Consider the following 25,846-nt stretch of genomic DNA (forward strand, 5'->3'; position numbering starts at 1 on the left):
CGGGCGGGAGCTTCAAGCTCCCGCCCTCCTGTTTTCCCTATTTCACGGCATTCGAACCATGGCTTACTCTACTTTTTGCCAGACCCAAAACGATCAGCTCAAGGAGCCGATGTTCTTCGGCCAGTCGGTCAACGTGGCCCGTTATGATCAGCAAAAGCACGACATCTTCGAGCGGCTTATCGAGAAACAGCTCTCCTTCTTCTGGCGCCCGGAAGAGGTGGACGTCTCCCACGACCGCATCGACTTCCAGGCTCTGCCGCCCCACGAGCAGCACATCTTCATCTCCAACCTGAAGTACCAGACCCTGCTGGATTCCATTCAGGGCCGCAGCCCCAACGTGGCCCTGCTGCCCCTGGTCTCCATCCCGGAGCTGGAGACCTGGATCGAGACCTGGGCCTTCTCCGAGACCATCCACTCTCGCTCCTACACCCACATCATCCGCAACATCGTCAACAACCCGGGCCAGGTGTTCGACGACATTGTAACCAACGAGCAGATCTTGAAGCGCGCCGGCTCCATCAGCCACTTCTATGACGATCTCATCGAGGCCACCTCCGTCTATCACCTGCACGGTGAGGGAACCCACCGGATCGGGGATCGCGAAGTCACCATCAGCCTGCGGGAGCTCAAGAAGAAGCTCTACCTGTGCCTGATGAGCGTCAACGCCCTCGAAGCAATCCGCTTCTATGTGAGCTTCGCCTGCTCCTTCGCCTTCGCCGAGCGCGAGCTGATGGAGGGCAATGCCAAGATCATCAAGATGATCGCCCGTGACGAAGCGCTGCACCTGACCGGCACCCAGCACATGCTGAACCTGATGCGCAGCGGCAACGACGACCCCGACATGGCAGAGATCGCCGTCGAGTGCGAGCAGGCCTGCTTCGAGCTGTTCAAGGAAGCGGCCCTGCAGGAGAAGGAGTGGGCCGAGTACCTGTTCCAGGACGGTTCCATGATCGGCCTGAACAAGGACATCCTCTGCCAGTACGTGGAATACATCACCAACCTGCGCATGGCGGCCGTCGGCCTGCAACCGGCCTTTGCCGGCACCAAGCAGAACCCCATCCCCTGGATCAACACCTGGCTCTCCTCCGACAACGTGCAGGTGGCGCCCCAGGAAGTGGAAGTAAGCTCCTATCTGGTGGGTCAGATCGACAGTGAAGTGCACGCCGACGATCTGGGTGACTTCGAGCTGTGATGCAAGGCGACCTCTGCTGGCAGACCATGATGCGGGGGAGCGACGTCCGTGAGTGACGCCACCGCCACCCTGAACGCGCCCCTGCATACCACCACGGCGCCGGAGGGGCAAGCCCCCCAGGTACAGACCCTGGACGGTGTGCTGCACCCCCATCCCGGCGAAAGCGTGCTGGAGACCCTGGAGCGCCACGGCCATCACGTGGAGTTCCAGTGCCGCAGCGGCTATTGCGGCGCCTGCCGCACCCCGCTGCTGGCGGGCAAGGTGCACTACGCCGCCGTCCCGCTCGCCTTTGTCTCCCAGGGGGAGTGCCTCCCCTGCTGCTGCCAGCCGGTGGGCGCCATCAAGCTCGATATCCGAAAGGGCTGACGGCCCTTGTCGCCAGATCTGCCCCGCAAACAAAAAGCCGCCGGATTGCTCCGGCGGCTTTTTTCATGGGAATGTCCCGTCTCTTGAGGGAAATGAGGGGCCATGGCCCCTCTTACATTACAACCCGGGGGCGTTACAACCAGGGGGCGGCGGTCGGCCCGTGGTGCAGACCCAGCTTCCAGACCCGGCCAAAGTGCTTATAGTGACCGGCCGCGACACCGGCCTTCTCACCCATACCGTGGTAGAGATCGAGGTGGCCCTTCTTCACCGCGCCCCCCACATCCAGCGCAATCAGCAGCCGCAGCTGGTGCTTGCCGGTCCAGTTTCCCTCTTTGTCCAGCAGCGGTACTTCCGCGAGGATAGGGGTGCCCATGGGCAGCAGAGTCTTGTCGGCAGCCACCGCCGCCATCGGCAAGAGCGGAATGCCGGCGGCCCCCACCACGTCGTTGGTGGGACGGCGCTCGAAGAAGACATAGGAGGGGTTCTGCTCCACCAGCTCCTTCACGCTCTCTTCCGGCTGACGGTTGGCCCACTCCTTGATGGCCTTCATGGACATCTGCTCCTTGGGCACTTCGCCACGGTCGATGAGCACCCGGCCAATGCTGACATAGCCGTGGCCGTTCTTGCCGCTGTAACCGAGGTACTGCAACCGGTCGTCATCGCCGTAGTGAACGAAACCGGAACCCTGCACGTCCATCAGGAAGTTGTCGATGAGGGACTTGCTGTAGCCCAGCTCCAGCCCCCGGTTGGCCAGCGCCCCCCGGTGGATCTCGGCCCGGCTCGGGCAGCGACCGCCGCAGTTGGGCATGGCATAGATGGGATACTTGTACTGGGCGTCCGGGCGATGGCGCACCTCCAGCACCGGCGAGTAGTAGCCGGTGAAGAGCACGTTGCCCATGCGGTCGGCACCGCCAAGCTGGGCCAGGCTGATGCCGTACTGGGTGATATGGGCGGGATTGCCCCCATTGGCGACCCAGCGTGAGAGTTGACGGTAGAGCTCCCCATAGCGGCTCGCCATACGGCCGGAGCGTTCCATCACCAGCCGGCTCTGGGGACCGAACTTGCTGTAATCGGCGCGGGCGCGGCTGTTGACCCGCTCCACCCGCACCAGATCCCCCGGCAGGGCACCATCCAGATACTGCTTGCCCAGATTCACAGGGATCTCGCAGTTCAGAAAACATCCGGATTCCGCCTTCTTCTGGGGCACCTTGACCGGTTCAGGGTTGCCCGCACAACCGGCCAGCCCCACCACGGCGGCGGCCAACCAGTACGCATGTCTATTCATATGTCCTCATATAACACCGAGTGTCTTGCACGGCGGGGAAGATGCCAAAATTGCCCGGGGAAAGCAAACGCCTTCACGCCCCTGACGACGGATTTCTCCTGCCGTGATCTTCTGGGTTATAACAAGGTGACAAGGTGTGAGAGGTCATGGATGGAACAGCTCGAAATCTTCCCGCTCCAGAGCCCCTGTGTCGGGGTCTGCGAACTGAACAACAAGGGGTATTGCAAGGGATGCCTGCGAAGCCGCGAGGAGCGTTTCAACTGGCTTGCCATGACCCCTGCCCAGCAGCAGGAGGTGATGCGCCTGTGCCGCAGCCGCAAGGCCAGGGTCGAGGCCGCTCGCCGCAAGGCGCAGGCCGCAGAGGCGGCCGATCCGTCGCCCCCGCCGGGCTGGGATTTTTAAATCCCCCTTTGCCCCTCCCCTCAACAAAAAAGGCGGCCCCAAGGCCGCCTTGTCATGAAGGGTGTGTCACGCCGTGACGTCCTCAGGCGGTCGCCAGCTTGGCCTGCTCCTCGCCACGCTTGAGCATGGCGTAGGCCACCCCGGTCACCAGAGAACCGGCCGCGATCGCCAGGATGTACATCATCACATGGCTGATGGCGTTCGGGATGAAGAGCACGAACAGACCACCGTGGGGTGCCACCAGCTCGCAGCCGAACAGCATGGAGAGCGCACCGGTCAGGGCGCCGCCCGCCATGCAGGCCGGGATGACACGCATGGGATCCTTGGCGGCAAACGGGATGGCACCCTCGGAGATGAAGCACAGACCCAGCACGAAGGAGGCCTTGCCCGCTTCCTGCTCCGCCTTGATGAACTTTCTGCTGGCCAGGAAGGTCGCGATCCCCATCCCCAGTGCAGGCACCATGCCGGCGGCCATGACCGCTGCCATGGGGGCATAGGTCTTGGAGGCGAGCAGGCCGACACCGAAGGCATAGGCCGCCTTGTTGACCGGGCCACCCATGTCGAAGCACATCATGGCGCCGATGATGACACCCAGCAGCACGGCGTTGGCAGAGCCCATGTTATTGAGGAACTCGGTCATGGCGTTCATGATGCCCGCCACCGGGCCACCCACCACGTAGATCATCACCAGACCGGTGAACAGGCTGGCAAAGAGCGGAATGATGAGGATGGGCTTGAGGGCTTCCAGGGTGACCGGCAGGCGCACCTTGTCACTCAGGAACTTGGCGCTGTAACCGGCGAGGAAGCCGCCGACGATGCCGCCAAGGAAACCGGCGCCGAGCGAGCTTGCCAGCATACCGGCGATCATGCCGGGCGCCAGGCCCGGACGGTCGGCGATGGAGTAGGCGATGTAGCCTGCCAGCACCGGGATCATCAGGGCGAAGGCGGAGCCGCCACCGATCTTCATCAGGGCCGCGGCCAGCGTCCCCTCTTCCTTGAACGCTTCAATGCCGAAGATGAAGGAGAGCGCGATGATAAGGCCCCCCGCCACCACCATGGGCAGCATGAAGGAGACACCGGTCAGCAGGTGCTTGTAGGGGCCCGCCTTTTCCTCTTTCTTGACCGCAGCCGCGCCGCTGTGGCGATAGACCTTCGCCTCGGTCCAGGCCTTGTCGAGCTCGGCCCGGGTTTTCTTGAGCGCCGCCCCCGTGCTGGTGCGATAGACCGGCTTGCCATCAAAGCGCGCCATGTCCACCTCAATGTCAGTGGCGAGGAACACCAGATCGGCGGCGGCAATCTCGTCCGCCGTCAAGGCATTCTGGGCACCGACCGAGCCCTGGGTTTCGACGCGGATCTGGTGACCCAGCTGCTTGGCCATGGTCTCCAGGGCCTCGGCCGACATGAAGGTGTGGGCCACCCCGGTCGGACAGGCCGTCACCGCCACGATGCGCTTGGCACCGCTGGCCAGTTTGGCAACCACAGGTGCCGCCTCATGGCGATAGACGCTGGCACCGCTTCGCGCGGCTTCCAGCAGGGCAGCGGGATCCTGGAGCGCCAGATCCATGTCGCCCCGATAGAGCGACTTGCCGTCATAGGCGGCCAGATCCACCGGTGCGCTGGCAACGACCAGCACCAGGTCGGCGGCGGCAATCTGCTCTTTCGAGGGAACCTGACGGGGCTGCACGCTGGACTCGACGTCGAGGGTGAGCTCCCAGCCAGCCAGTTTGGCCTGCTGTTCTATCCGTTTTGCAGCGAGAAAGCTGGTGGCAATGCCCGCCGGGCAAGCCGTAACCAGAATTGCTTTCATTGGGCATCTCCTGAGTTAGCCATCAAATGGGGTTGGGGTTGAGTCGGTGCCAGATCATCCAGACGCTGTACGCGCACCTGCTCGAGTAACGGTTTGAGCACATTGATATCGTTGAAGCCGACCGCGACCTGGCTCACCGCCAGTGCCGAGACGGCGGTGGCCAGACGCAGGGTCTGCTCCGGCGTCCAGTCCAGGCTCATGCCATGGACCAGGCCCGCCACCAGGGAGTCGCCGGCACCCACGGTGCTGACCACCTCCATGCGCGGCGGAATCGCCTGCCAGGTGGCATCCGGTGCAAACCAGATGAGGCCGTCGGCACCATTGGAGATCACCACGTTGGGGATCCCGCTGGCCTGCAGCGCGCGGGCGCACTCGGCCTGCTCGCTCAGGGTCTTCACGGGGCGACCGGCCCACTGGCTCAGCTCTTCCAGGTTGGGTTTGACCAGCGTCGGCGCCGCCTTGATCCCTTCGCTCAACGCCGCGCCGCTGCAATCGAAGATCACCTGCTTGCCCTTAGCCTTGAGCAGGCGAATGAGGCGCGCGCAGTAATCGGGGGCCACCCCTTTGGGCAGGCTGCCCGCCAGCACGAACCAGTCGGAGTGGGGAGCCAGTCGCTCCAGCGCCGCTTCCAGGGCGCTGACATCGCCTTCCTGCACGGCGAGTCCCGGCAGATTGAGATCGGTCACCCGGCCGGATTGTTCGGAGATCTTGACGTTGATCCGGGTGTCGCCCGCCACGCGCACGAAGTGATCGGCAAGGGCACGTTCCTCGAACAGGGAGACGAAGCTCTGCTGGTTGCCCTCACCGAGCCAGCCGGTCAGGCCTACGTCACGGCCGAGATCTTTCAAGACCATGGCGACGTTGATCCCCTTGCCCGCTGCGCGCAAGTTGGCCTCGCTCACCAGATTGACCTCGCCAGGGTGCATGGCCTCCAGACGGGTGGTGAGATCGAGCGCGGGATTGAGGGTGATGGTGACGATGTCCATCAGTGCGCCCCCTCGCCCAAGCCGGCGGCAATGGCTTCGCCAATGCCCTTGAGGGCTGCTTCGGCATCCGCTCCTTCGGCGCGAAACGCCAGACGATGACCGCACTTGACCCCAAGCCCGATCACCTTCATCAGGCTCTTGGCAGAGACGGCTTCACCGCTGCCATCGAGGTTGGCAACGCGGATGTCGGATTCATACTCCTTGGCCACCTTGACCAGCATGGCGCCCGGACGGGCGTGCAGACCGTGGGGGTTGATGATAGTGAAGGTCTCGGACAGCCCGCTCGCCGGACCCGCCTGCAACATGGCAAGACCGTCGTTGCCAGAGAGGGTGGCCAGCTGGCCGGCTGCGGCCAGCTTGGCCAGATTCTCGAGTTGCGGCAAATGGCCGCTATCTGCGGCACACAGCAGCAGCAGGGCGCTGACCGGCAATTCACCGACGTTCAGCGGGGTGCTCGGGGTGGCCAGCACCCAACCGGTCTGGGCCGCTTGCGCACGGGCCAGCCAGATGCCCTCCCCCAGGTGAACAGGCTGACTGGCCAGGAGGGCGCTCACCATGGCGGCGTCTCCCCAGCCTGCGGATTTGGCGCGGGCCGCAGCCCCCAGCAGCAACTGGTCCTGGTCGTCGGCCGGGAAGTCCGCCAGGGTCAGGTATTGCACCTCTTTGGCGGCAGTCGCGCCAGTCAGGATATTGATGATGGTCTCTTCGTCGGTCGCCCCCTTGAGCTGGGCTGCGGCCTGCTCGTCACCCAGCACGTGGGTGAGCTGGCGCAAGATCCCCAGGTGCTCGTCGGACTTGGCGGCGATGCCGATGGCGACGTAGGCAATCTGCCCCTCGTCCCACTCGATGCCGTGGGGGAACTGGGCCACCATGACGCCGGTGCTCTTCACCAGATGACGGGTGTCCGTGGTGCCGTGGGGAATGGCGATACCGCTGCCAAGATAGGTGGCGTGCTGCGCTTCCCGCGCCAGCATGCCGTCCACGTAACCTGCTTCAACCAGACCGGCGTCGGTCAGTTTGCTTGCCAGCAGGGCGATGGCGTCCGCCTTGGTCGTCACCGATTGTCCCAGCAGAATTTGCTGTCGCGCCAACTTCAACATAGAGATTCTCCATCAGGTCCGGCTTCGCCTCGCGGCGTACCGGCTCAACTCAACTCGATTTTTGGGTAACTTGCCTGCTGACAATAGACGGTGATCTCTCGCTTTGGTGAGCCGGAACCCATTTCCAAGTGCAGATAATCATCCGTTACTGACAAGCTGAATCGTTTCACTTACACTCAGACTGAATCGTTTCAGCGCATTGTTCAAGATCCCGCAGAAAGTACGTTTCAATGATATGATCCCGCGCACACTTTTCGGCGCCCCAACCAGGAACCGGCGCGGGCCTTGCAACTCAAACAGAGCCAACATGATGAAACTGGATGAAATCGCCGCGCTGGCCGGTGTCTCTCGCACCACCGCCAGCTATGTGATCAATGGCAAGGCCGATCAATACCGCATCAGCCAGGCAACCCGCGACAAGGTGATGGCCGTGGTCCATGCCCACAACTATCAGCCGGACAGCCGCGCCGCTTCCCTGCGCGGCGGCCAGACCCGCACCCTCGGCTTCATCCTGCCCGACCTCGAAAACGCCAGTTACGCCAAGCTCGCCAAGCGCCTGGAGCAAGGGGCCCGCACCCAGGGATATCAGTTGCTCATCGTCTGCTCGGAGGACGATCCGGACACCGAAAAGGAGCTGGCCCGGATGCTGGTGAGCCGCCATGTGGACGCGCTCCTGGTGGCAAGCTGCCTCCCCCCGGTGGATCCCTTCTACCTGGAGCAGCAGTCCCGGGGCGTGCAGATCCTCGCCATCGACCGTGCCATGGCCACCGAGCACTTCGTCACCGTGGCGAGTGAAAACCAGAAGGCGAGCCTGGACCTCACCGCCTCCCTGCTCACCCCGGCCATCGGTCATATCGCCTTGATCACTGCACTGCCGGAACTGACGATCAGTCAGGAGCGAAAAGCGGGCTTCGAACAGGCGATTGCCAGCCACAGTGCGACCCGCCACCTGTGTGAAGGGGCCCACTTCTCGCGCACCGAAGGGTATCGCCTGATCAAGACGCTCCATCAGCAGCTCGGCCAACTGCCCGAGGCGCTGATCACCACCTCCTACATCCTGATGGAGGGGGTGCTCGACTACCTGCTGGAGCAGGAGGCCGACATGAGCCAGCTCGCCATGGCTACCTTCGGGGATGACCGCCTGCTCGATTTCCTCCCCTTTGGCATCAACTCCCTGCCCCAGCAGCACGACGCCCTGGCAAGCCAGGCCCTGGCGCTGGCCCTCAAGGCGGTCAATGGCGACTACCAGAGCGGCCTGCACTATGTGAGCCGTACCCTCAAACGCCGCCGCTGACCCGACCACGACGCACCACCCCGGGGGCGGCCCGCAGTGCCAGCCCCTGAGCCTGCTCCCCCACACCTGCTTGTGTTCTCCCCTGTTGTCTCAGCTTTTGCCCTTCGCCTTCTGACTTTGAGGTGATCTGCCGGGCGGCAACCCCGCCGGCAGGGTTGGCCACCCCGCGCCAGGGCACGTTTATCGGCGCCTCGGCTCGCTATAAGTGAAAATGATGGCTTTTGGGAGTATGACCCGATGTTTGCTTATATCGGGCCAGTCGCACCACCAGGGCCCCGTGTTACCCTCTGCAAGCCCTGTTGCCGCCAACGCGGGCGCTCTCGATGTCGACCCGCAACGCAGCCTGACGGGCAGCCTCCCCCTGAGGGGCGCGTTTTTTCGGCGCATGGCGCAATGTGTCACTTTTTATTGCCACCCTTCGGCTTGCTACAGCACAAAATCCGCTTTTAAGGGGTTGTTTCCGCCATTTCAATCCGCTAACTTGGCAACCAATTTTTACAACTGACAGGTTTCAGGTACAGATGTATCCACACCGATATTGCTAGCCTCCGGCTTTTCCCCGGAGGCGTCTCCCGACACAGCCAACTGGCTCTCTCTTGTTTGCAACAGCGCCCCTCACTTTCGGATGGATGACATGAATACCAAGACCCTGGGTTGTACCCTGTTGATTGCCGGCACCACCATAGGCGCCGGCATGCTGGCCCTGCCGCTGGCCTCCTCGTCCCTGGGCGGCCCCGCCACCCTGATGCTGATGATCGGCCTCTGGGCCCTGATGGCCTTCACCGCCATGCTGCAGGTGGAAGCCAGCCTCAGCACCGGCAAGTGGTACCTGCACCAGCTGGCGGATCACCTGCTCGGCCCCTGGGGCAAGGGCATCGCCTCCTTCTGCATCCTGATGCTGTTCTACGCCCTGGCCTCCGCCTACATCAGCGGCGGCAGCAGCCTGCTGGCCCAGGCACTGGCCGATGCCGGCCTGCCCCTCGGCCAGGAGCAGGCGGCCTGGGTCTTTACCCTGCTGTTTGGCGGCATGGTGTGTGTCGGCACTAGGCAGGTGGATTACCTCAACCGCCTGATGTTCACCGTGAAGCTGGTGATCATGGTGGCGGTGCTGGCGCTGCTGCTGCCCCGCGCCCAGGGGCAGCACCTGCTCTCCATGCCCCTCGGGGAAGGCTTGCTGCTGGCGGGCCTGCCGGTCATCTTCACCTCCTTCGGCTTCCACGGCTCCATCCCGAGTGTCATGCTCTACCTCGGAGACAACCCCAGGCAATTGCGCCGGGTCTTCGTGTGGGGCTCCGCCTTGCCGCTCGTGCTCTACGTGCTGTGGCAGGTCGCCATACTGGGGCTGCTGGGCCAGCAATCCCTGATCCAGACCGGCGGCGCCCTGGACAGCCTGCTGGCCAACGTCGGCGGCCTGGTGAGCTGGCCCGCCTTCAACCAGGCGATGCATCTGTTTGCGGATCTCGCGCTCGCCACCTCCTTCCTCGGGGTGACCCTGGGACTGTTCGACTTCATGGCCAAGGTGACCCGTCGCAAGGACAACTGGCAGGGCCGCACCCAGACGGGCCTCATCACCTTCGTGCCGCCCCTGCTGTTCGCCCTCTACTTCCCGCAAGGCTTCATCATGGCGCTCGGTTACGCCGCCATTGCGCTGGCGGTGCTGGCGGTGCTGCTGCCGGTGGCCCTGGTGTGGCAGAGCCGCAAGCAGGCCGAGGCAGACCACTACCGCGTCCCGGGTGGCGTGCTGGCCCTGGGTCTGGCCGGTGCCATGGGGGTACTCATCGTCGGGGTACAGGTCAGCGTCAGCATGGGGTTGCTGCCCGCCCTCTGATCTCCCCGTCCCGACAAACAGAAACGCCGCAAAGAGACACGCCCCGCCAACCCAGTTGGCGGGGCGTTTCATTGGCACGGGCTCACTTGGCCGACCCGCGCCCCTCCTCGAGAAGCCCATCCAACAATGAACATTTGAGTGCAACCATGTATAGATATGTACATGACTGTGCCCCTGCCCTACACTGCTTAGCAGACAACCCATGATCCCGTGCCCGTCTGGCACGCCAACCCGGGAGGCAACATGGCCGCTACCGCATCTCTCCCCCGGCAACAGCCCGCCGTCGATCCCAGCAAGGCCCTGCCCGTGGTGTTTCGCATCCTGGACAAATGGCAGTGCAGCACGGATGAACAGCTCAGGCTGCTTGGCATTACCTCCCGCTCCACCCTGAACAAGTACAAGGAGGCCAGCGGCGGCATTCGGCTGAGCGCCGATCTCCAGGAGCGGATGAGCTATCTACTCAACATCCACAAGAGCCTGCGGCTGCTGTTCAGCCTGGATGAGAGCATCTATGGCTGGGTGCGCAAACCCAACAGCCACCCCTTCTTTGCCGGGCGCAGCGCCATGGAGGTCATGCAGGGTGGGCGGGTGGCCGATCTCTACGAAGTGGCCACCCGGCTGCACGCCTGGCGCGGGGAGATGGCCTGATGTCCTCCCCGCCCTTGCGCGCCTTCCACAATGCCTGCGCCTATCGCATCATTCCGAGCCGCTTTCCCCCCATCTGCCTCTATGAAGACGTCGCTACCGCCGACGAGCTGGAGGCGGTCTGGGCCGTCGAGGCCCTGACCAACGACAGGCTGAGGGAAGAGGCGGGCGAGCTGATGCGGGTGCCCAGGGAAGACTGGCTGGTGGGGCTGCCCGGCGGCAGCTATGTGATGGCCGCCTTCACCCACCTCAATCCCGAGGGTGGCCGTTTCACCACGGGGGACTTTGGCGGCTACTATTGTGCCCCCTCCCTCGACACCGGCATCAAGGAGACGGTCTACCACAGGGAGCGGATCTTCGGGTACACCCGGGAGCCAGCCCAGAAGGTGCAGATGCGGGTGATCCAGGCGAAGTTCAGCGCCAGCCTCATCGACATCACGGGCCCGGCGTTTCTGCCAGGCCCCCTCTATCACGCCACCGATTACGGCCCCGCCCAGGCCTTCGCCCGGGAGCAGAAGGTCGCCGGGGCGGACGGCATCCACTACCGCTCGGTGCGCCACCCCGGTCACGACTGTCACGTGCTCTATCGCCCCCGTCTGGTCAGCCGGGTGGACCACGCCCGTCATCTGGAGTACCACTGGAGCGGCGAGGCCATCACCCATGTGCTGGAGATCCGCCTCTACGGTGAATAGCGTCTACCAGGACAAAAAAAGCCCCGCCAGATTGGCGGGGCTTTTTGTATCAACCGAACAGTGGGGAAGCCTGGCTCCCTGACCGCTTACTGGTTGTGGCTGGCGCGACGGGGACGACGGGCCTGGGCCGGCTTCGCGGCACCATCAGCCGGACGCTGACCACCCTGGGGCTTGGGCTTGCCACCGTTGCCAGTGCGATTGCCACCGCCGTTACCACCGGCGCCATTGCCGGAGCGACCGGCACCCTGACGCTGGCCTTGACCTTGCGGACGCGGCGCACGGCGCTGCTCGCTCGGATCCCGCGGCTCTTTGCGCAGCGGTGCGCCGATACCACGGGCGATGTTGTCGAGGGTCTCGCGGGAGGCTTCAAAACCGGCCACCTGCTCGCACGGAATGTTCTGCTTGGTCAGCCGCTCGATGGCCTTGATGAGCTTGCCTTCATCGGCCGCGACCAGGGAGATGGCGTGACCGGCAGCGCCGGCACGACCGGTACGGCCGATACGGTGCACGTAATCTTCCGCCACGTTCGGCAGCTCGAAGTTGACCACCTGCGGCAGTTTGTCGATGTCCAGACCACGGGCGGCGATGTCGGTCGCCACCAGCACCTTGACGCTGCCATCCTTGAAACCGGCCAGGGCACGGGTACGGGCACCCTGGCTCTTGTTGCCGTGGATGGCGGCGGCGCTGACGCCATTCTTGTCGAGGGTCTCGGCAACGCGGTTGGCCATGTGCTTGGTACGGGTGAACACCAGCACCTGCTGCCAGTCGTTGCTGGTGACCAGATGGCTCAGCAGGGCAATCTTGTTGGCCTTGTCACAGGGGTGTACCAACTGCTCGATGCGCTCGGCGGTGCTGTTGCGCGGGGTCACTTCGATCACCGCCGGGTTGTCCAGCAGACCGGTGGCCAGCTCGCGAATTTCGTCGGCGAAGGTGGCGGAGAACAGCAGGTTCTGGCGCTTCTTCGGCAGCAGGGCCAGGATGCGGCGGATGTCGCGGATAAAACCCATGTCGAGCATGCGATCCGCTTCGTCCAGTACCAGGATCTCCACTTCGTCGAACTTGACGGCGTTCTGGTTGTAGAGATCCATCAGGCGGCCCGGGCAGGCCACCAGCACGTCCAGACCACGGCGGGTCGCCATCATCTGCGGGTTGATGCTCACGCCGCCAAATACCACGTGGCTGCGGATCGGCAGGTGTTTGCCGTAGTTGCGCACGCTCTCGCCCACCTGGGCGGCCAGCTCGCGGGTCGGGGTCAGCACCAGGGCACGGATGCGATTCGGGGAGACCTTGCGCTTGCTTTCAGTCAGACGCTGCAGCATCGGCAGGGTAAAACCTGCGGTCTTGCCGGTCCCGGTCTGGGCGGCGGCCATCAGATCACGGCCAGCCAGTACCGCCGGGATCGCTTGTTGCTGAATGGGAGACGGGGTGTCGTAGCCTTGCTCGGCAACGGCACGCAACAAGGGTTCGGCCAGACCGAGGGAAGTAAAACTCATAGTTACCTGCTAGGGATAGGGGCGCCAAAGATCGTGGTGGGGCTCCTCTGCTGAGCCGATGCCATCTCACAGGATCCGGGCCTATAGAGAAAACAACGATTTCCCCGGGGAGCAGAGCAAAGGGGAAAGAATAGAGGCGCAGTCTAACGGAGTTGGCGCACTTAGACGAGGAAAATGTGATGCACCTCCCAGCGCGGCTGGAAATAGCGACAAAGGCAGGACAAAATGGCCCGAATCGCCGTATGTATCAAAGCCCCTGCACAGCCTGCCGGGGACGGCGCGATACACGGAACAGGAGGTTTTGATTGAAACGGAAGTTCACCCCCACCGCCCGGCGCATGCTGGGCCTCGTCTTGCCCCTGCTCTTCGCCCCGCCCCTCGTCGCCAGGGAGACCCTGTCGGTGGCCTGGAGCCACTGGCCCCCTTTCAGTCAAATCGCTGCCGACGGCACCCTCGGCGGACTGGACGTGACCCTGACCCGCCAGATCCTGGGCAAGGCAGGCGTGGAGCCCGCCTTTCGCAACCTCCCCTGGGCCCGGGCCCTCTACCTCATGGAGCGCCAGCAGCTGGACGTGGCCATGGGCGCCCTGAAAACCCCAGAGCGGGAGCGGTTCGCCCGCTTCTCCGCCCCCTATCGGCGCGCCAGCTTCGTGCTGCTGAGCCAGCGCCCGCAGGCCGGGGAGCCCGACGGCTGGCAAGGGCTCACCGAGCTGGCAACCCTCTGCCAGGCCAAGGGGCTGCGACTTGGCAAGCTGCGGGGTACCCGCCCCCTGCCGATGAACGAGGAGTGCCCAGCCCTCGGGCAGGCGAGTGAATACAACAGCGATGACAGGCTGCTCACCCTCTTGCTGGCGCGCCGCCTCGACGGCGTCATCATGGAGTGGCAGTACGCCCGCTACCACCTCGGCCAGCTCGGGGCGAGCGACGCCATCCAGTGTCAGGTGCTCTTGCACCAGCAGCCGGTGCGCCTGATGTTTGCCAAAGAGGCCGTGAACGATGAGGCGCTCGCCCGCATCGATGCCGCCATCGCCACCCTGCCCTCACCGGACCCCGCCTTTGCGCCGCCCCGCTGCCGCCTGGACGCAACCCGGCCCCCATCGCTCTCGACGCCATCGGCCCCCTGAGGCAGGCGCCGGAAAAAATCCATGAAAAAGGCGACCCTGGGGTCGCCTTGTGGTATCTGGTGATCACTCACCCTGCCCGCAGCATGATCAGCGCAGCTGCGGGGTCTGGGTGTGCACGCCCTGGTTCTGGGCGCGATGGCGCAGCAGGTGATCCATCAGCACCAGGGCCAGCATGGCCTCGGCGATGGGCACGGCACGGATGCCGACGCAGGGGTCGTGACGCCCCTTGGTGATCATCTCGGTGGCCTCACCGCTGGTGGTGATGGTCTTGCCCGGCACCGTGATGCTGGAGGTGGGCTTGAGGGCCATGCTCACCACGATCTCCTGACCCGACGAGATGCCCCCCAGGATGCCCCCCGCATGATTGCTGGCAAAGCCGGTCGGAGTCATCTCGTCCCGGTGCTCGGAGCCTTTTTGCTCCACCACCGCGAAGCCGTCACCGATCTCCACCCCTTTCACCGCGTTGATGCCCATCATGGCGTGGGCGATGTCGGCGTCGAGGCGGTCGAACACCGGCTCCCCAAGGCCCACCGGCACGTTGCGCGCCACGACGCACACCTTGGCCCCCACGCTGTTTCCCTCTTTCTTGAGGGCACGCATGTATTCATCCAGCGCCTCCAGCTTGCCCGCATCGGGGAAGAAGAAGGGGTTCTGCTCGATCTGGCTCTCGTCGAACCCTTCCGCCTTGATGGGGCCGAGCTGGGAGAGAAAACCCACGATCTCGATGCCGTGCACCTGTTTCAGGTACTTCTTGGCGATGGCCCCCGCCGCGACCCGCATGGCGGTCTCGCGGGCCGAGGAGCGGCCGCCGCCACGGTAGTCACGCTGGCCGTACTTCTGGTGATAGGTGTAGTCGGCGTGACCCGGACGGAACAGATCCTTGATCTCGGAGTAGTCCTTGGAGCGCTGATCGGTGTTCTCGATGAGCAGCCCGATGGAGGTGCCCGTGGTCTTGCCCTCGAACACCCCGGAGAGGATCTTCACCTCGTCCGCCTCGCGGCGCTGGGTGGTGTAGCGGGACGTGCCGGGCTTGCGCCTGTCCAGATCCCCCTGCAAATCGTCTTCGCTTATCTCCAGCCCCGGCGGGCAGCCGTCGACCACGGCGCCCAGCGCCAGACCGTGGCTCTCGCCGAAAGTGGTGACCCGAAAGAGTTGGCCGAAACTGTTCCCTGCCATGGATGCTCCTTGCTGCTTAGTTCTTGTAAATGGCGAAATGGGCCTGGTACTGCTCGAGCTCTGCGCGGGTCATCACAAAGACGCCGTGGCCGCCGTTTTCGAACTCGACCCAGGTGAAGGGCACCTCGGGGAACTGGGCTTCCAAGTGGATCATGCTGTTGCCCACCTCGACCACCAGCACGCCATCCTCTTTCAGGAAGTCGGCGGCATTGGCCAGCAGGCGCTTGGTGAGCTTGAGGCCGTCGGAGCCCGAGGCCAGGGCCAGCTCCGGCTCGTGGCGAAACTCCTCCGGCAGATCCGACATGTCCTCGGAATCCACATAGGGCGGGTTGGAGACGATGAGATCGTACTTGTCACCGGCCGGCAGATCCCGGAACAGATCGGAGCGAATGGGGATAACCTGCTGCTCCAGCCCGTGATCGTTGATGTTGCGCTCGGCCACGTTGAGGGCATCGACGCTGATGTCGATGGCATCCACTTCCGCATGGGGGAACTCGTGGGCCATGATGATGGCGATGCAGCCGGAGCCGGTGCACAAGTCCATGATCCGGGTCGGTTCGTCTTTCAGGAAGGGGGCGAAGCGGTTGGCCACCATCTCGGCGATGGGGGAGCGCGGAATGAGTACCCGCTCGTCCACATAGAACTCCCAGCCCGCATACCAGGCCTTGTTGGTCAGGTAGGGCGCCGGAATGCGCTCCTGCACGCGGCGGATGATGAGCTCGGCGATGCGGTGGCGCTCGCTGGTGGTCAGGCGGGAGTGGCGCATGCCCGGATCCACGTCCGGCGGCAGATGTAACGCGGGCAGCACCAGTTGCACGGCCTCATCCCAGGCGTTGTCGGTACCATGTCCGTAGAAGATCCCGGCGTCGTTGAAACGACTCATGGCCCAGCGCAACATGTCCTGGATGGTGTGCATTTCGGCAACCACCTCATCGATAAATATCTTGTCCAAATCCACCTCCAAGTCGAGTAATATCCGGCCCGAGAATTTTATACAGCGAGCAAGACGAGTACCTGATGAAAAAAACGCCCTCACTCACAGACGAGGAAAGCCTGCTGTTTCGTGATGCTGTCAAAGGTACCCGGAAAATTAAGCAAGATACCATAAGGGCCTCCTCAAGCCCGGTCAAGCAGAAACGCGAAGTGCGCGAGAGCCGCGAAAAGCTTGGGGTTGACCACTTTTTCAGCGACGAGTACCAGCCCCATCTCGAGGCGGACGGGCCGACCCGTTACGTGCGCGACGACGTGTCAAAATTCGAGCTGAAAAAGCTCAAGCGCGGCAGCTACCCGCCGGAGATTTATCTGGATCTGCACGGCATGAACCAGCACCAGGCCAAGCAGGAGCTGGCGGCCCTGCTCACCCTGTGCCGAAAAGAGAACATCCACGTCGCCTCGGTGATGCACGGCATCGGCAAGCACATCCTCAAGCAGCGCATCCCGAGCTGGCTGGCCCAGCACCCCGCTGTGCGCGCCTTTCACCAGGCGCCGCGGGAGTGGGGTGGCGAGAGCGCCATCCTGGTGCTGCTGGACATCGAGGAGTGACCCCCTTCCCCGCCCCGCCTTGCCCCGGGCGAACGCCATAAAAAAACCACCGCCAGCTTGCGGTGGTTTTTTCTTGGCGCCCCACAGGGGTCAGCCGGCGGCTTCCATATGGCGCTTGAAGTTATCCAGGATGCTCTGCCACCCCGCCCGCTGCTGTTCGCCGCTGTGCAGGGACTCGGCATCGAACCGCTCCTCCACCCGGGTGCCCCCCTGCTCTGCCACGAACCGCACGCTCACCTCGCGGCCATCGTCCATGACGTAGCCGAGCCCCGTCGGCGCGGTGACCTCGGTGAAGGTCCCCTCGAAATCAAACCCCGTGCTGCCATCCCGCGCCGCCATGTGGTGGCAAAAACGCCCACCCACCCGCAGATCCACCCGGCTTTGGGGGCAGTGCCACTGCGGGGAGGCGGCGTTCCACGCCATGATGCTGGCGGGGGTGTTCCAGCCCTGCCACACATCGGCAATCGGCCTGGCAACCCAGACGCTGACGCTTATCTTCATCTCTCTGCTCCTCTGGCTTTCCTGCACGTTTTGCACTGTGGCACTGTCATGCCACGCCGGGCGCATCGGGCTGCGCCAAAAAGTGGGCCACCAGGGCATTGGCATGGCCGTGACCCATGGCGTGTTCGTCCTTGAGCCAGGCCACCAGCGCCATGTGTTTGCGCTCCTCCCGCCCTGCCAGCAGGGTCAGCCAGTGGACGATGGGCTGGCCGTATTTCTGCTCGATGGCGGGAAAATAGGAGGCAGGCCCCTTCACCTTCGGTTGTTCATCCATGATGGCTTCTCCTCAAGGTGGCCACAGGCTCAGGGTTTGGGGGCAAACTGCTCGAACACCTGCTGTCCGGTCAGGGTCGGGGTGTCGTTCTTGAGGGCATAGAAGTCGGGCTTCTCGTCGATGAAGATCTGCCCGGTGAGTTCGAACCCCTGATCCTGAAACAGGCCGGCGGAGAGGATGTACTCGTCCGTCGGCAACAGATGGTAGAAAAGATGGGTGCCGCAGGTGGGGCAGAATCCGCGCTCCGCCCACTCCGACGAGCGGTAGGCCACCGGGGCCATCCCGGTGAACCGCACGCCCTTGCCCCCGTGCACCGCGAACATGGGCCCCCCTGACCAGCGCCGGCACATGGCGCAATGACACAGGTTGACCTCCTTGTGATCGCCGCTCGACACGGTGATCCCGCCACACAGACAATGTCCTTCCATGATGCCTCCTGAGAGTTGGGGCGACAGACCGGGCGAACGGGTGCTCGCCTCCTTGCCGCACCAGATGAAGTAGCACGGGATCCGGGGGGCGGCAACTGACCATTCCGGGGCCTCACCGCGGGGCTGAGGCTCCCGGAGCGGGAAAATCCCCCTCTTTATTCACCTCATGAATGACTTAACACACCCCATGCACCGGATAAATAATGGTCAGGTTCCCTCCTGCAAGGCGATGCGATTCCCCTCGCAATCCCGACACTCCGCCACCCGGAGGCTCTCCCCGACCCGGGTGACGGGATAGAGACAGGCTCCGCCCGATGCCAGCGCCCGGGCCATGGCCCCCTCGATGTCAGGCACCCGCAGATAGATCCGGGTGCCATCCAGGCTCGGCACATAGCTCTCCCCCTTCGCCAGGGCGCCGGAGCAGCCCGCCGTGCCACCTTCCAGGGGAAAGAGCGCCATCTCGTTGCCATCGATCTGCACCCGCTCCAGCACCGTCTCGAAGACCCCCTCATAGAAGCGAATGGCTCTCTCCAAATCCTGTACCGGAATTTCAAAATGAATGGCGATGTTCATGGTCATCCTCCCTCGGTGTGAACCCGCAGGCTATCAGTGCCAAAAGAGGCGCAGCAAGCCAGCGCGGCGATCAACAAGGGAGGCGCGCGGCCTCCCCGGGGTGCTTGCGCTTGTACTGACTCTCAGGTCACCGGTGCCCAGGGATCCCCCTTGCCCGGCTCGTTGCCCTGGGTCCACCACTTGGCCTGATAGATGACCCCCTTGTGGCTCACCTTGTTGCCCGCGGTGTAGACCTTGCCTGCCTCCCAGGCCGGTACCCCGTCCACCGGCGGCGTGCCGGGGTCGACCGGGGCCGGATCCAGCGTGGCCACCACCCGAACCTTGGGCCAGCTGGCGTGGGAGCCGTAGAAGTTGGTCACGCACTTCTCGTAATCCCCCGGTACTAGTGCCGAATAGGCGGTCTGGTACCCCACCAGATCGCACTCGAAGGAGTAGCCGCCGGGTCTGTCCGGGTAGTATTTCCAGTTGCCGTCCCAGTTGGTGTAGAGCACGTCGGTGGCGCCGTTGAGGTTGAGACTGCCATAGGGGGTCTGCTGCCAGCAGGTGTTCTTCTCGTCCGCCAGCAGCGGGATCCCGTAGTGGGCCGCAAGCCCCTCCCAGTAGCGGATACGGTTGACCGGCTGGCCCTTGTTCTTGTTCTGCTCGCCGCACTCGATGCCACCGTTGATGATGTTGATGGTGGTGCCAAAGCCGTAGCCGATGCCCGCCGCCAGCTCACGCTGGGAGGGCACCCAGGTCCGGTCGATGACGTGCAGCATGGCGGGTTTGGGAGCCTGGGGCGTCAGGAAGAACCAGATGGCGGAGGCGAGGTTGAGCCAGGAGTCCGCCACCAGCCCGGGGTTGTTGAGGAGCACAGAGGCGTCGCCGTCGAACATGGCCTCGGAGAAGGCGCCGTAGTTGAAGTGGTAGGAGAGCTGCTTGGCGCCGCGACCGAAATAGCCCTGACCGGTGCTGCAGGGCCAGCGCCGGTTCTGCCAGTCACTCTGACCACACCCCGTGGTGTAGCCGGTCTGCCCCTCAGACCAGCCCATCTCCCGCACGTGCACCAGGGCCTGTTGCCACTCCTCCAGCCCCAAGGGGTTGTCGGAGACATTCTCCTTGGCGATGTGGCCACCGGTCTCTTGGGCAAAGTGGGCGAAGGCGGTGATGATGGACTTCTTGCAGATAACGTCCGCATTGCGCCCGTCCGTGTAGTCGCCGCAGAAGGCGGGGAACTTGCCCACGGCCCGCAGGAAGCGCTCGTAGGTGTACTCCGGGGCGGCCATCTGGGTCAGGAACTCCCAGTCCGATTCGGTGAAGACCCGCTCGACCCGCTTGACGTTGTCCGGGTTGCCGGGGGCGCGGGCCACGATGGCCTCCACCACCGAATTGGGCCGGGTGGCCAGGGCGTGGGACCAGATCCCGTACATGGGGTTGGCGGTCTTGGCCTGGGCCGCACTGGCGAGATCCGCCGCCGCCATCACATAGCCCCCGCTGTTCTGGGGATCGGGCTGGATTGTCATGGCGCTCTGGCCGGGCAGTGCCCAGACGAGGGCAACCAGGCAGGCGGTGCGCGTGAGCATGAACATGGGTAACCATCCTTGTCTTGAAAATGTCAGGGCGAGCATAGGCATCCTGACAACTAAATTCACGACAAGAATTAAGAATTTGGCGAAATTGTGAACCATGCCTCCCTGCACTCAGATGGCGCTCGTTTGCAGGGGGATCCAGCCCCTGGTCTTGCGGCCGCAGCCATCCGACCTGTCCGGACGCTTGCTCAGATCCCCCCTGCGCGCACCGCCCGGATCAGCAGATTGCGCGGGGTCATGGGTTTGGGACAGAAGGTGCCCACCTCCACCCGGTAGCCCTGCTCCTCGAGGAAAAGGGCGCGATCGAGCAGCAGCCAGATTTCCAGTGGACGGCGAAACAGGTGGCGCACCAGCTCCATGCGGGCGACATCGCCAAAGCGCCGCTCCCCCTGTGCCAGCAAGGCGGCGTAGTCGAGCCCCGCGGGCAAGCTCATCCCCTTGCGCTCGGCGGCCCAGTGGCAGAAATCCTCGAAGCCCCCGGTCAGCAGGCTCTTTTGCAGGTTGGGCACCGGCAGGTACTCATCCACCCCGCGCACCTGGCGCTGCAGGCAGTCAAAGGCGAGGCGCCACACCACCTCCCGCTCCCGCAACCGGGCGATGCGGGCGCCGCCGGTCACCGTCTCCTGCAGCGGCAGCTTCAGGTCGCTCTTGCCAAGGCGCAGGGCACTGGCCCTGGCGGCCCGGGAGAGGGGCGCATAGTGCTCTCCCCTGATGAGGTGGTAGCAACACGGGGAGAGGGTCACCCCCTGGGCGCCCCCCTCGGCCACCCGCGTCAGCAGATGGGTGTGCAGATCGCCGCAGGCATGGAGCGCCATGGCGTGATGGTGCGGGGCGATGAGGGCCCCGGACTCGGTGGCAAAGGCATCCGCCTCCACGAACCGCATATTGGCGCCGTCGCGCGCGGCGAGCCGCCGCCCCTCCTCGCAGAGCGCCCCCTGCCACTCCAGGCTCAGGATCTCGGCGCCACGGTGCAACGACACCAGGCGTCCCAGATGCCCCTTGCCGGCGCACCACTCCAGATAGGGACCTTGGTGGGGGGGCAGACAGCCGGTGAAGGCCTCTATCTGCCCCTGCTTGCGTCCCGGCATGTACATCGCCATGGCCCTGGCGCACTGGACGGGCTCGGGGGCGAAAGGGGCAAGCTCGCCGAGGGCCTGCAACTCGGCCCCCGCCGGGATCCAGGGGGCGAGCAGGGTGCAGAGCGCATCCATGTCCCCGTCGAGGTGCGCTATCTCGTCAAGGGTCAGGGCTGCCAGGCACTTCGCAAGGGCTGGCTCCTCGCGGGCAAAGGCGATCCCCAGGTGGTGATAGGGCTGGTATTGCCACCAGCGTCGCTCGGCGGTGAGCAAGCAGTCCAGTTGTCGAAAACGGTGGGCCAGCACGGTGAACCTGTCCTTTGGCGCAAAAAGGGAGGCTCATTCTAGCGATCTGCCGTCAAAAAGCACTCGCCTGTGCGCCGCTGGTAGCCTGACAAAAAGCAGGGATTTGTGCTATATTCCGCCCCCTCATTCGCGCAGCCCGCCACGGCGAGCCGCTTTACCCCTATAAACGGAACCCAATCATGACCATCAATGCCATCCTGCAAGCCCGTGCAAATGCCAAATGCGAGCTGTGTGGCGCAGAACATGCGCTGACTGCCTTCCCGGTGCCGCACTCCCCCGCCAGCGACGACGACCACAGCGTGGCCCTCTGCGCCACCTGCCGCGGCCAGCTGGAGCAGCCGGACACCACGGAGGTGAACCACTGGCGCTGCCTGGGTGACAGCATGTGGAGCCAGGTGCCGGCGGTGCAGGTGATGGCCTGGCGCCAGTTGAAGGCCCTCGTCGCCCGGGGCGAGCTCTGGGCCCAGGACATGCTGGACATGATGTACATGGAAGACGAGGTCAAGGCCTGGGCAGACGCCGGCGTGACCAGCGACGATGACGACAGCGTGCCGACCGTCGACTCCAATGGCGCCGTGCTGGTGGAAGGGGACTCCGTCACCCTGATCAAGGATCTGGACGTCAAGGGCGCCGGCTTCACCGCCAAGCGCGGCACCCTGGTCAAGGGCATTCGCCTGACCAACAACCCGCTGCACATCGAGGGCAAGGTCAACGGCATGCAGATCGTGCTGGTGGCCGCCTACCTGAAGAAGGCCTGATTCCGACCCCTTCAAGCCAGAAGCGCCCCCAGGGGCGCTTTTTTGTTGCCTCTGTTTCCTGCCATTCGGGTGGCACCCGCGGGAAACTGGACTATCCTGCAAACCAGTTCCGCGGTATGCCCCTCCCCTGACTGTCAGTGCGCCAACGGAGAGGGCCTTCCCGGCACGCATGGAAAGACCCCGGGCACCCTGATCCCCATGGCGCCCACGAGACCAAGGAGCCGCCCCATGGCCAGCAAGAAAGAGATCAAGAAGAAGATCGCCGCCCGCCAGGCGAAAATCGCCAAGCACGAAGGCAAGATCAAGAAGCTGAAAAAAGCCCTGAAATAGGGGCTGACAACAATAAAACCGCCTGATGGCGGTTTTTCTATACATATCCTTGCCTATTGCATTTCCAGCCGCAGACCATGCTGCACCTGATTGCTCTCGCCTGGATCCTCTTCGGGGCCGGGAGAGACGCCGCTGGACGACTCGTCAAAGAGGCTGGCATCATGCCAGCTTTGACGCCAAGGATGTGCTCATGAACCCGAATACCTAGATGCTGTTTGCGCTGGCCTATCTGCTGGCGACCCTGACCCCTGGCCCCAATGTGCTGCTGGTGGTCAAGAACGGTCTGCAACACGGCTGGCGCGCCGCCCTTGTCAGTATCCTCGGGGGGTGGGGGCCCTGCTGCAAACCCTGCCTCCCCTCTTTGTCGCCCTCAAGCTGGCGGGGGGTGGCTACCTGGTGTATCTGGGCTACAAGGCGCTGCGCGCGGCCAATACCAATGCCCAAGGGCTCTCTCCCTCCACCGCTCGGGGACGCACCAGAACCACCCTCTCCTTGTTGCGAGAAGCCTTTCTGGTCTCCGCCAGCAACCCCAAGACCATCGTCTTCCTCTGCGCCCTGCTGCCCCAGTTCCTCGATCACCAGAGTCCGCTGACGCTGCAGTTCATCACCATGTACCTGACCATCTGCGCCATCGTCAGCCTGGTGCATCTGTGCTATGTCGCCCTGGCCAGGCGCGCCGGTCGCTATTTCAAGCCAGGTCGCAGCGAGCGCCTCGTTGGCCGCATCACCGGCGGGCTCTTCATCACCCTGGGCGGCGCCATCCTGCTCAGTGGTCGTCCCTGATCCCTGTGCCTCACCGCGGCTGACATTATCTGCACCATCGGCGCCGCTTGGGCGCCGCGGATCCCGGCCACCGGGGCTAGAGTTGTAGGCGTGTCTGTATATGAGCCTGCGGTGGAGCGCCATATGTATTCCTACACCCTCACCTTCCGGGAGGAGGCCGACAAGCTGACGGCCCCCGAACACGAGATCCGCTTGCAAAGCCCGGCACAGGCCGGTGATTTCATCATTCTCTCCGATGGCAGTCGCCATCAGGTGATGTTCGTCACCCACCGCGCCCACTACAGCAGCCTCTACCTCGACAAGGGGGTCCGCATCCCCCAGAGCTGACGCAGACATCGTCTTTCGCTCCCTCCTGCTATGGTGAGAGAGGGCTGCAGCTCGCCAACGCAAACCCCTTGCCGCCCAGGTTCACGCCATCAACCACAAATACGCCGAGCAGCTGGAACGCTCCGGCTGCACCCAGGTGACCGAAGCCCAGGGCTGCGATATTCACAAGAGCAAGGCGGAAAACGCCAAGGCAGGATTTGGCACCGCCGCCCCGGCCGACGAAGGCGGATTGAACATGAGCTATGAGCAGAAGCTGGAGCGCTCAGGCTGTACCCAGGTGAGCGAGCTTAGCGGCTGTGACATCAACAAGAGCAAGGCCGAGAACGCCGCCGCCGGATTTGGCGCCGCCCCCGCAGCGGCCAGCGCCAGCCCCTACACCGGCAACTGGGTCGCCACCTTCCCCGAGACGGGCGCCACGGTCGCGAACATCCGCATCGATGACAAGGATCAGGTGTGGGTCAACGACAAGCAGGTCAGTGCCAGGAAATCCGACGGGGCCCTGGTGTTCAAGGAGGGCATGGTCACCTATCGCATCCAGGGGGATCGCCGCCTCAAGGGAGAAGATGGCTGGGTCGACAACGACGCGGGCACCAAGGGGCCCATCGCGGCCAAATGACCCCGTCACCATCACGACAAGGGGAGCCGAGGCTCCCCTTGTCGTTTCTGCCTGCTTGCAACCCACGCCCCCTCTACCCCTTCTTCGGGAAGTCCAGTAAGGCCATCACCGGCGAGCAAGACGGGAGCGCCGACCAGGAGGGGGCATCGAAGGTGAATCGGGCGATGGCGCAGGTCGGCATGCGAGTGATACCGGAGGAAAAGCCATGAGCCAGGTCGGTGAAGGCAGGATCATGGCCTACCAACAGTATGCAGGCGAGATCATCTGAAAACGCCCCCACCACCCCGAGAAGGGTCCCGGCATCGCTCTCGTAGAGGCCCTCGTCGATGGCGATGCGGTTCGGGGAATAACCCAACTCTGCGGCAAGCAGCCGGGCGGTTGTCAGGGCCCGGCAGGCGGGGCTCGAGAGGATGAGATCGGGCTTCACCCCCAGGTGTGCCAGGCGAGCCCCCATCAGGGGCGCATCGCGCAGCCCGCGCGCCGCCAGCGGACGAGCGCGGTCAGACAAAGATGCGTCCTTCCAGCTCGACTTGCCATGGCGTACCAGGATCAGGGTTCTTCTCATGACGCACTCCCTGGTTGATAAGGGCGACAGGCGGCCCCTCAGACCGCCCCACGTTTGCCGGCATGAAGGGGCAGCAGCATCATGACCATCATGGTCAGCAGCACACCCCCTACCCCCCAGCCTACCTGTTCCCAGTGTACTGTCTCCCCGGTCAGCATGCCGGTGAGCAGCACAGTGGCGCAGATGAGGATCCAGCCGGTCAGGTGGAGGAAGGACTCCCCCCGGTAACAGCGCTTGACCAGGATGGGGTTGAGGGCCATGGCCACGCAGCCGAGCAGGTAGATGCGATTGCCGGGAGCGAGGCTGAAGGAAAAAAGCCCGATGAGGGGAGCATCGGGCTCTGCGGCAAGGATCAGGGGCTCACTTCTTCCATGAAGACAAGCCGAAGGGGTTCGGCCAGCAGTTCGTCCGCCTGGCGAGCGAAAGCCTGGAAATACGCGGTCTCACAGTGGGCATCCAGGGCGGCCTGACTCACGAAGGCTTCCCGCATGTAGAAGGTGCCGGGTTCATCCTTCAACTCGAACAGCACGTAATCGAGGTTGCCCGGCTCCTGGCGAGTGGGGCCAATCAAGGCAAGCAGGGCATCGCGAAGGCGCTCTCCCATGCCGTCACGGGCCTTGAGCACCGCGATCGATACCAGTTTGTCTGTCTCTTTTTTCATCCAGTTTTCTCCGTTGTACATCGTCAACACGCCAGAGAGTGCAACCTGGACAGCAATTTATACTGCCGGATGCGCCCTCATCAGACGTTGCCCAGTGTAGGCAGGACGGTGGGGGCCATATAGGGGGGCAGAATGAACACTGTGTTCA

29 protein-coding genes are annotated in these 25,846 nt (G+C 64.0%); 13 read left to right on the forward strand and 16 right to left on the reverse strand.

Going from position 1 to position 25,846, the window contains the following annotated elements; all coding sequences use genetic code 11:
• The first annotated feature begins 58 nt into the window (after positions 1-58).
• Positions 59-1,192: a class Ia ribonucleoside-diphosphate reductase subunit beta gene (nrdB, locus tag AB5Y47_RS12415; RefSeq protein WP_010674816.1), complete on the forward strand. Its 1,134-nt coding sequence runs from the start codon at positions 59-61 to the stop codon at positions 1,190-1,192.
• 69 nt (positions 1,193-1,261) lie between these two features.
• Positions 1,262-1,558 carry a class I ribonucleotide reductase maintenance protein YfaE gene (gene yfaE, locus AB5Y47_RS12420; RefSeq protein ID WP_327790081.1) on the forward strand — a complete coding sequence of 99 codons (297 nt, stop codon included), beginning with the start codon at positions 1,262-1,264 and terminating at the stop codon, positions 1,556-1,558.
• Positions 1,559-1,691: 133 nt separating this feature from the next.
• Here the strand turns inward: yfaE and mltA are convergent, their stop codons facing one another.
• On the reverse strand, positions 1,692-2,843 hold the full coding sequence (mltA, locus tag AB5Y47_RS12425) for a murein transglycosylase A (protein WP_114523292.1): 1,152 nt from the start codon (positions 2,841-2,843) through the stop codon (positions 1,692-1,694).
• Between the two features lie 150 nt (positions 2,844-2,993).
• Between mltA and AB5Y47_RS12430 the strand changes: the two genes are divergently transcribed.
• Positions 2,994-3,245 carry a DUF1289 domain-containing protein gene (locus AB5Y47_RS12430; RefSeq protein WP_216944288.1) on the forward strand — a complete coding sequence of 84 codons (252 nt, stop codon included), beginning with the start codon at positions 2,994-2,996 and terminating at the stop codon, positions 3,243-3,245.
• Positions 3,246-3,327: 82 nt separating this feature from the next.
• On the opposite strand, the gene fruA is transcribed toward AB5Y47_RS12430, so the two are convergent.
• From fruA to fruB, 3 genes are read right to left on the reverse strand one after another with little or no spacing between them, the layout of a single operon-like run.
• Positions 3,328-5,052, reverse strand: coding sequence for a PTS fructose transporter subunit IIBC (fruA, locus tag AB5Y47_RS12435; protein WP_216944289.1), 1,725 nt, complete (start codon positions 5,050-5,052; stop codon positions 3,328-3,330).
• Positions 5,049-6,038, reverse strand: a complete 990-nt coding sequence (gene pfkB / locus AB5Y47_RS12440; protein ID WP_041215117.1) for a 1-phosphofructokinase — start codon at positions 6,036-6,038, stop codon at positions 5,049-5,051. The genes fruA and pfkB overlap by 4 nt, the downstream gene beginning before the upstream one ends.
• A complete protein-coding gene (gene fruB, locus AB5Y47_RS12445; RefSeq protein WP_214004726.1) occupies positions 6,038-7,138 on the reverse strand; it encodes a fused PTS fructose transporter subunit IIA/HPr protein in 1,101 nt (366 codons plus the stop codon). The genes pfkB and fruB overlap by 1 nt, the downstream gene beginning before the upstream one ends.
• Positions 7,139-7,445: 307 nt before the next feature.
• On the opposite strand from fruB, the gene cra reads away from it, so the two are divergent.
• The 4 genes from cra (at position 7,446) to AB5Y47_RS12465 (ending at position 11,597) form a co-directional block, all read left to right on the forward strand.
• Positions 7,446-8,432: a catabolite repressor/activator gene (gene cra, locus AB5Y47_RS12450; RefSeq protein ID WP_368220274.1), complete on the forward strand. Its 987-nt coding sequence runs from the start codon at positions 7,446-7,448 to the stop codon at positions 8,430-8,432.
• A gap of 634 nt (positions 8,433-9,066) precedes the next feature.
• Positions 9,067-10,260, forward strand: coding sequence for an aromatic amino acid transport family protein (locus AB5Y47_RS12455; RefSeq protein ID WP_041211460.1), 1,194 nt, complete (start codon positions 9,067-9,069; stop codon positions 10,258-10,260).
• Positions 10,261-10,503: 243 nt separating this feature from the next.
• Complete coding sequence (locus AB5Y47_RS12460) at positions 10,504-10,908, forward strand: antitoxin Xre-like helix-turn-helix domain-containing protein (protein ID WP_039040750.1); 405 nt, start codon at positions 10,504-10,506, stop codon at positions 10,906-10,908.
• A complete protein-coding gene (locus AB5Y47_RS12465) occupies positions 10,908-11,597 on the forward strand; it encodes an RES family NAD+ phosphorylase (protein ID WP_319883660.1) in 690 nt (229 codons plus the stop codon). The genes AB5Y47_RS12460 and AB5Y47_RS12465 overlap by 1 nt, the downstream gene beginning before the upstream one ends.
• A gap of 86 nt (positions 11,598-11,683) precedes the next feature.
• On the opposite strand, the gene AB5Y47_RS12470 is transcribed toward AB5Y47_RS12465, so the two are convergent.
• Complete coding sequence (locus AB5Y47_RS12470; RefSeq protein ID WP_069651299.1) at positions 11,684-13,090, reverse strand: DEAD/DEAH box helicase; 1,407 nt, start codon at positions 13,088-13,090, stop codon at positions 11,684-11,686.
• Between the two features lie 338 nt (positions 13,091-13,428).
• Here AB5Y47_RS12470 and AB5Y47_RS12475 point away from each other — a divergent pair, with 338 nt between their 5' ends.
• A complete protein-coding gene (locus tag AB5Y47_RS12475; protein ID WP_319883662.1) occupies positions 13,429-14,214 on the forward strand; it encodes a transporter substrate-binding domain-containing protein in 786 nt (261 codons plus the stop codon).
• 87 nt (positions 14,215-14,301) lie between these two features.
• Here AB5Y47_RS12475 and aroC read toward each other — a convergent pair whose 3' ends face one another.
• Positions 14,302-15,390 carry a chorismate synthase gene (aroC, locus tag AB5Y47_RS12480; RefSeq protein WP_042017130.1) on the reverse strand — a complete coding sequence of 363 codons (1,089 nt, stop codon included), beginning with the start codon at positions 15,388-15,390 and terminating at the stop codon, positions 14,302-14,304.
• Between the two features lie 16 nt (positions 15,391-15,406).
• A complete protein-coding gene (prmB, locus tag AB5Y47_RS12485; RefSeq protein WP_041211581.1) occupies positions 15,407-16,342 on the reverse strand; it encodes a 50S ribosomal protein L3 N(5)-glutamine methyltransferase in 936 nt (311 codons plus the stop codon).
• Between the two features lie 65 nt (positions 16,343-16,407).
• Here prmB and smrB point away from each other — a divergent pair, with 65 nt between their 5' ends.
• Positions 16,408-16,932: an endonuclease SmrB gene (smrB, locus tag AB5Y47_RS12490; RefSeq protein WP_041211465.1), complete on the forward strand. Its 525-nt coding sequence runs from the start codon at positions 16,408-16,410 to the stop codon at positions 16,930-16,932.
• A 90-nt stretch (positions 16,933-17,022) separates the two neighbouring features.
• On the opposite strand, the gene AB5Y47_RS12495 is transcribed toward smrB, so the two are convergent.
• From AB5Y47_RS12495 to AB5Y47_RS12520, 6 genes are all read right to left on the reverse strand, one after another.
• Entirely contained in the window at positions 17,023-17,433 is a 411-nt protein-coding gene (locus AB5Y47_RS12495) for an SRPBCC domain-containing protein (protein ID WP_042881036.1), read from the reverse strand.
• 46 nt (positions 17,434-17,479) lie between these two features.
• On the reverse strand, positions 17,480-17,707 hold the full coding sequence (locus AB5Y47_RS12500) for a DUF4287 domain-containing protein (protein WP_042863908.1): 228 nt from the start codon (positions 17,705-17,707) through the stop codon (positions 17,480-17,482).
• A 29-nt stretch (positions 17,708-17,736) separates the two neighbouring features.
• Positions 17,737-18,135 (reverse strand): GFA family protein, encoded by a 399-nt coding sequence (locus AB5Y47_RS12505; protein ID WP_041211468.1) that lies wholly within the window; start codon positions 18,133-18,135, stop codon positions 17,737-17,739.
• A 207-nt stretch (positions 18,136-18,342) separates the two neighbouring features.
• The gene (locus tag AB5Y47_RS12510; protein WP_103243083.1) at positions 18,343-18,708 is read right to left on the reverse strand and encodes a VOC family protein; all 366 of its coding nucleotides are present in this window, start codon (positions 18,706-18,708) and stop codon (positions 18,343-18,345) included.
• A 122-nt stretch (positions 18,709-18,830) separates the two neighbouring features.
• Positions 18,831-20,276 carry a chitinase gene (locus AB5Y47_RS12515; RefSeq protein ID WP_368220275.1) on the reverse strand — a complete coding sequence of 482 codons (1,446 nt, stop codon included), beginning with the start codon at positions 20,274-20,276 and terminating at the stop codon, positions 18,831-18,833.
• A gap of 188 nt (positions 20,277-20,464) precedes the next feature.
• Entirely contained in the window at positions 20,465-21,658 is a 1,194-nt protein-coding gene (locus tag AB5Y47_RS12520; protein WP_368220276.1) for a methyltransferase, read from the reverse strand.
• 179 nt (positions 21,659-21,837) lie between these two features.
• On the opposite strand from AB5Y47_RS12520, the gene AB5Y47_RS12525 reads away from it, so the two are divergent.
• The 4 genes from AB5Y47_RS12525 to AB5Y47_RS12540 all read left to right on the forward strand — a co-directional run bounded on the left by AB5Y47_RS12525 (position 21,838) and on the right by AB5Y47_RS12540 (position 24,472).
• The gene (locus AB5Y47_RS12525) at positions 21,838-22,416 is read left to right on the forward strand and encodes an alkylphosphonate utilization protein (protein WP_039040739.1); all 579 of its coding nucleotides are present in this window, start codon (positions 21,838-21,840) and stop codon (positions 22,414-22,416) included.
• Between the two features lie 657 nt (positions 22,417-23,073).
• A complete protein-coding gene (locus tag AB5Y47_RS12530; RefSeq protein ID WP_368220277.1) occupies positions 23,074-23,529 on the forward strand; it encodes a LysE family translocator in 456 nt (151 codons plus the stop codon).
• A 123-nt stretch (positions 23,530-23,652) separates the two neighbouring features.
• Positions 23,653-23,856: a hypothetical protein gene (locus AB5Y47_RS12535; RefSeq protein WP_039040737.1), complete on the forward strand. Its 204-nt coding sequence runs from the start codon at positions 23,653-23,655 to the stop codon at positions 23,854-23,856.
• A gap of 136 nt (positions 23,857-23,992) precedes the next feature.
• Positions 23,993-24,472: a hypothetical protein gene (locus AB5Y47_RS12540; protein WP_368220278.1), complete on the forward strand. Its 480-nt coding sequence runs from the start codon at positions 23,993-23,995 to the stop codon at positions 24,470-24,472.
• A gap of 73 nt (positions 24,473-24,545) precedes the next feature.
• Here the strand turns inward: AB5Y47_RS12540 and AB5Y47_RS12545 are convergent, their stop codons facing one another.
• The 3 genes from AB5Y47_RS12545 to AB5Y47_RS12555 form a co-directional block, all read right to left on the reverse strand.
• On the reverse strand, positions 24,546-25,037 hold the full coding sequence (locus AB5Y47_RS12545) for a histidine phosphatase family protein (protein ID WP_266142087.1): 492 nt from the start codon (positions 25,035-25,037) through the stop codon (positions 24,546-24,548).
• A gap of 38 nt (positions 25,038-25,075) precedes the next feature.
• Entirely contained in the window at positions 25,076-25,297 is a 222-nt protein-coding gene (locus tag AB5Y47_RS12550; protein ID WP_368220279.1) for a hypothetical protein, read from the reverse strand.
• 92 nt (positions 25,298-25,389) lie between these two features.
• On the reverse strand, positions 25,390-25,698 hold the full coding sequence (locus tag AB5Y47_RS12555) for a putative quinol monooxygenase (RefSeq protein ID WP_042017153.1): 309 nt from the start codon (positions 25,696-25,698) through the stop codon (positions 25,390-25,392).
• Positions 25,699-25,846: the final 148 nt, after the last annotated feature.

Source organism: Aeromonas sp. R7-2 (assembly GCF_040908105.1).
GTDB classification, from domain to species: domain Bacteria; phylum Pseudomonadota; class Gammaproteobacteria; order Enterobacterales; family Aeromonadaceae; genus Aeromonas; species Aeromonas caviae.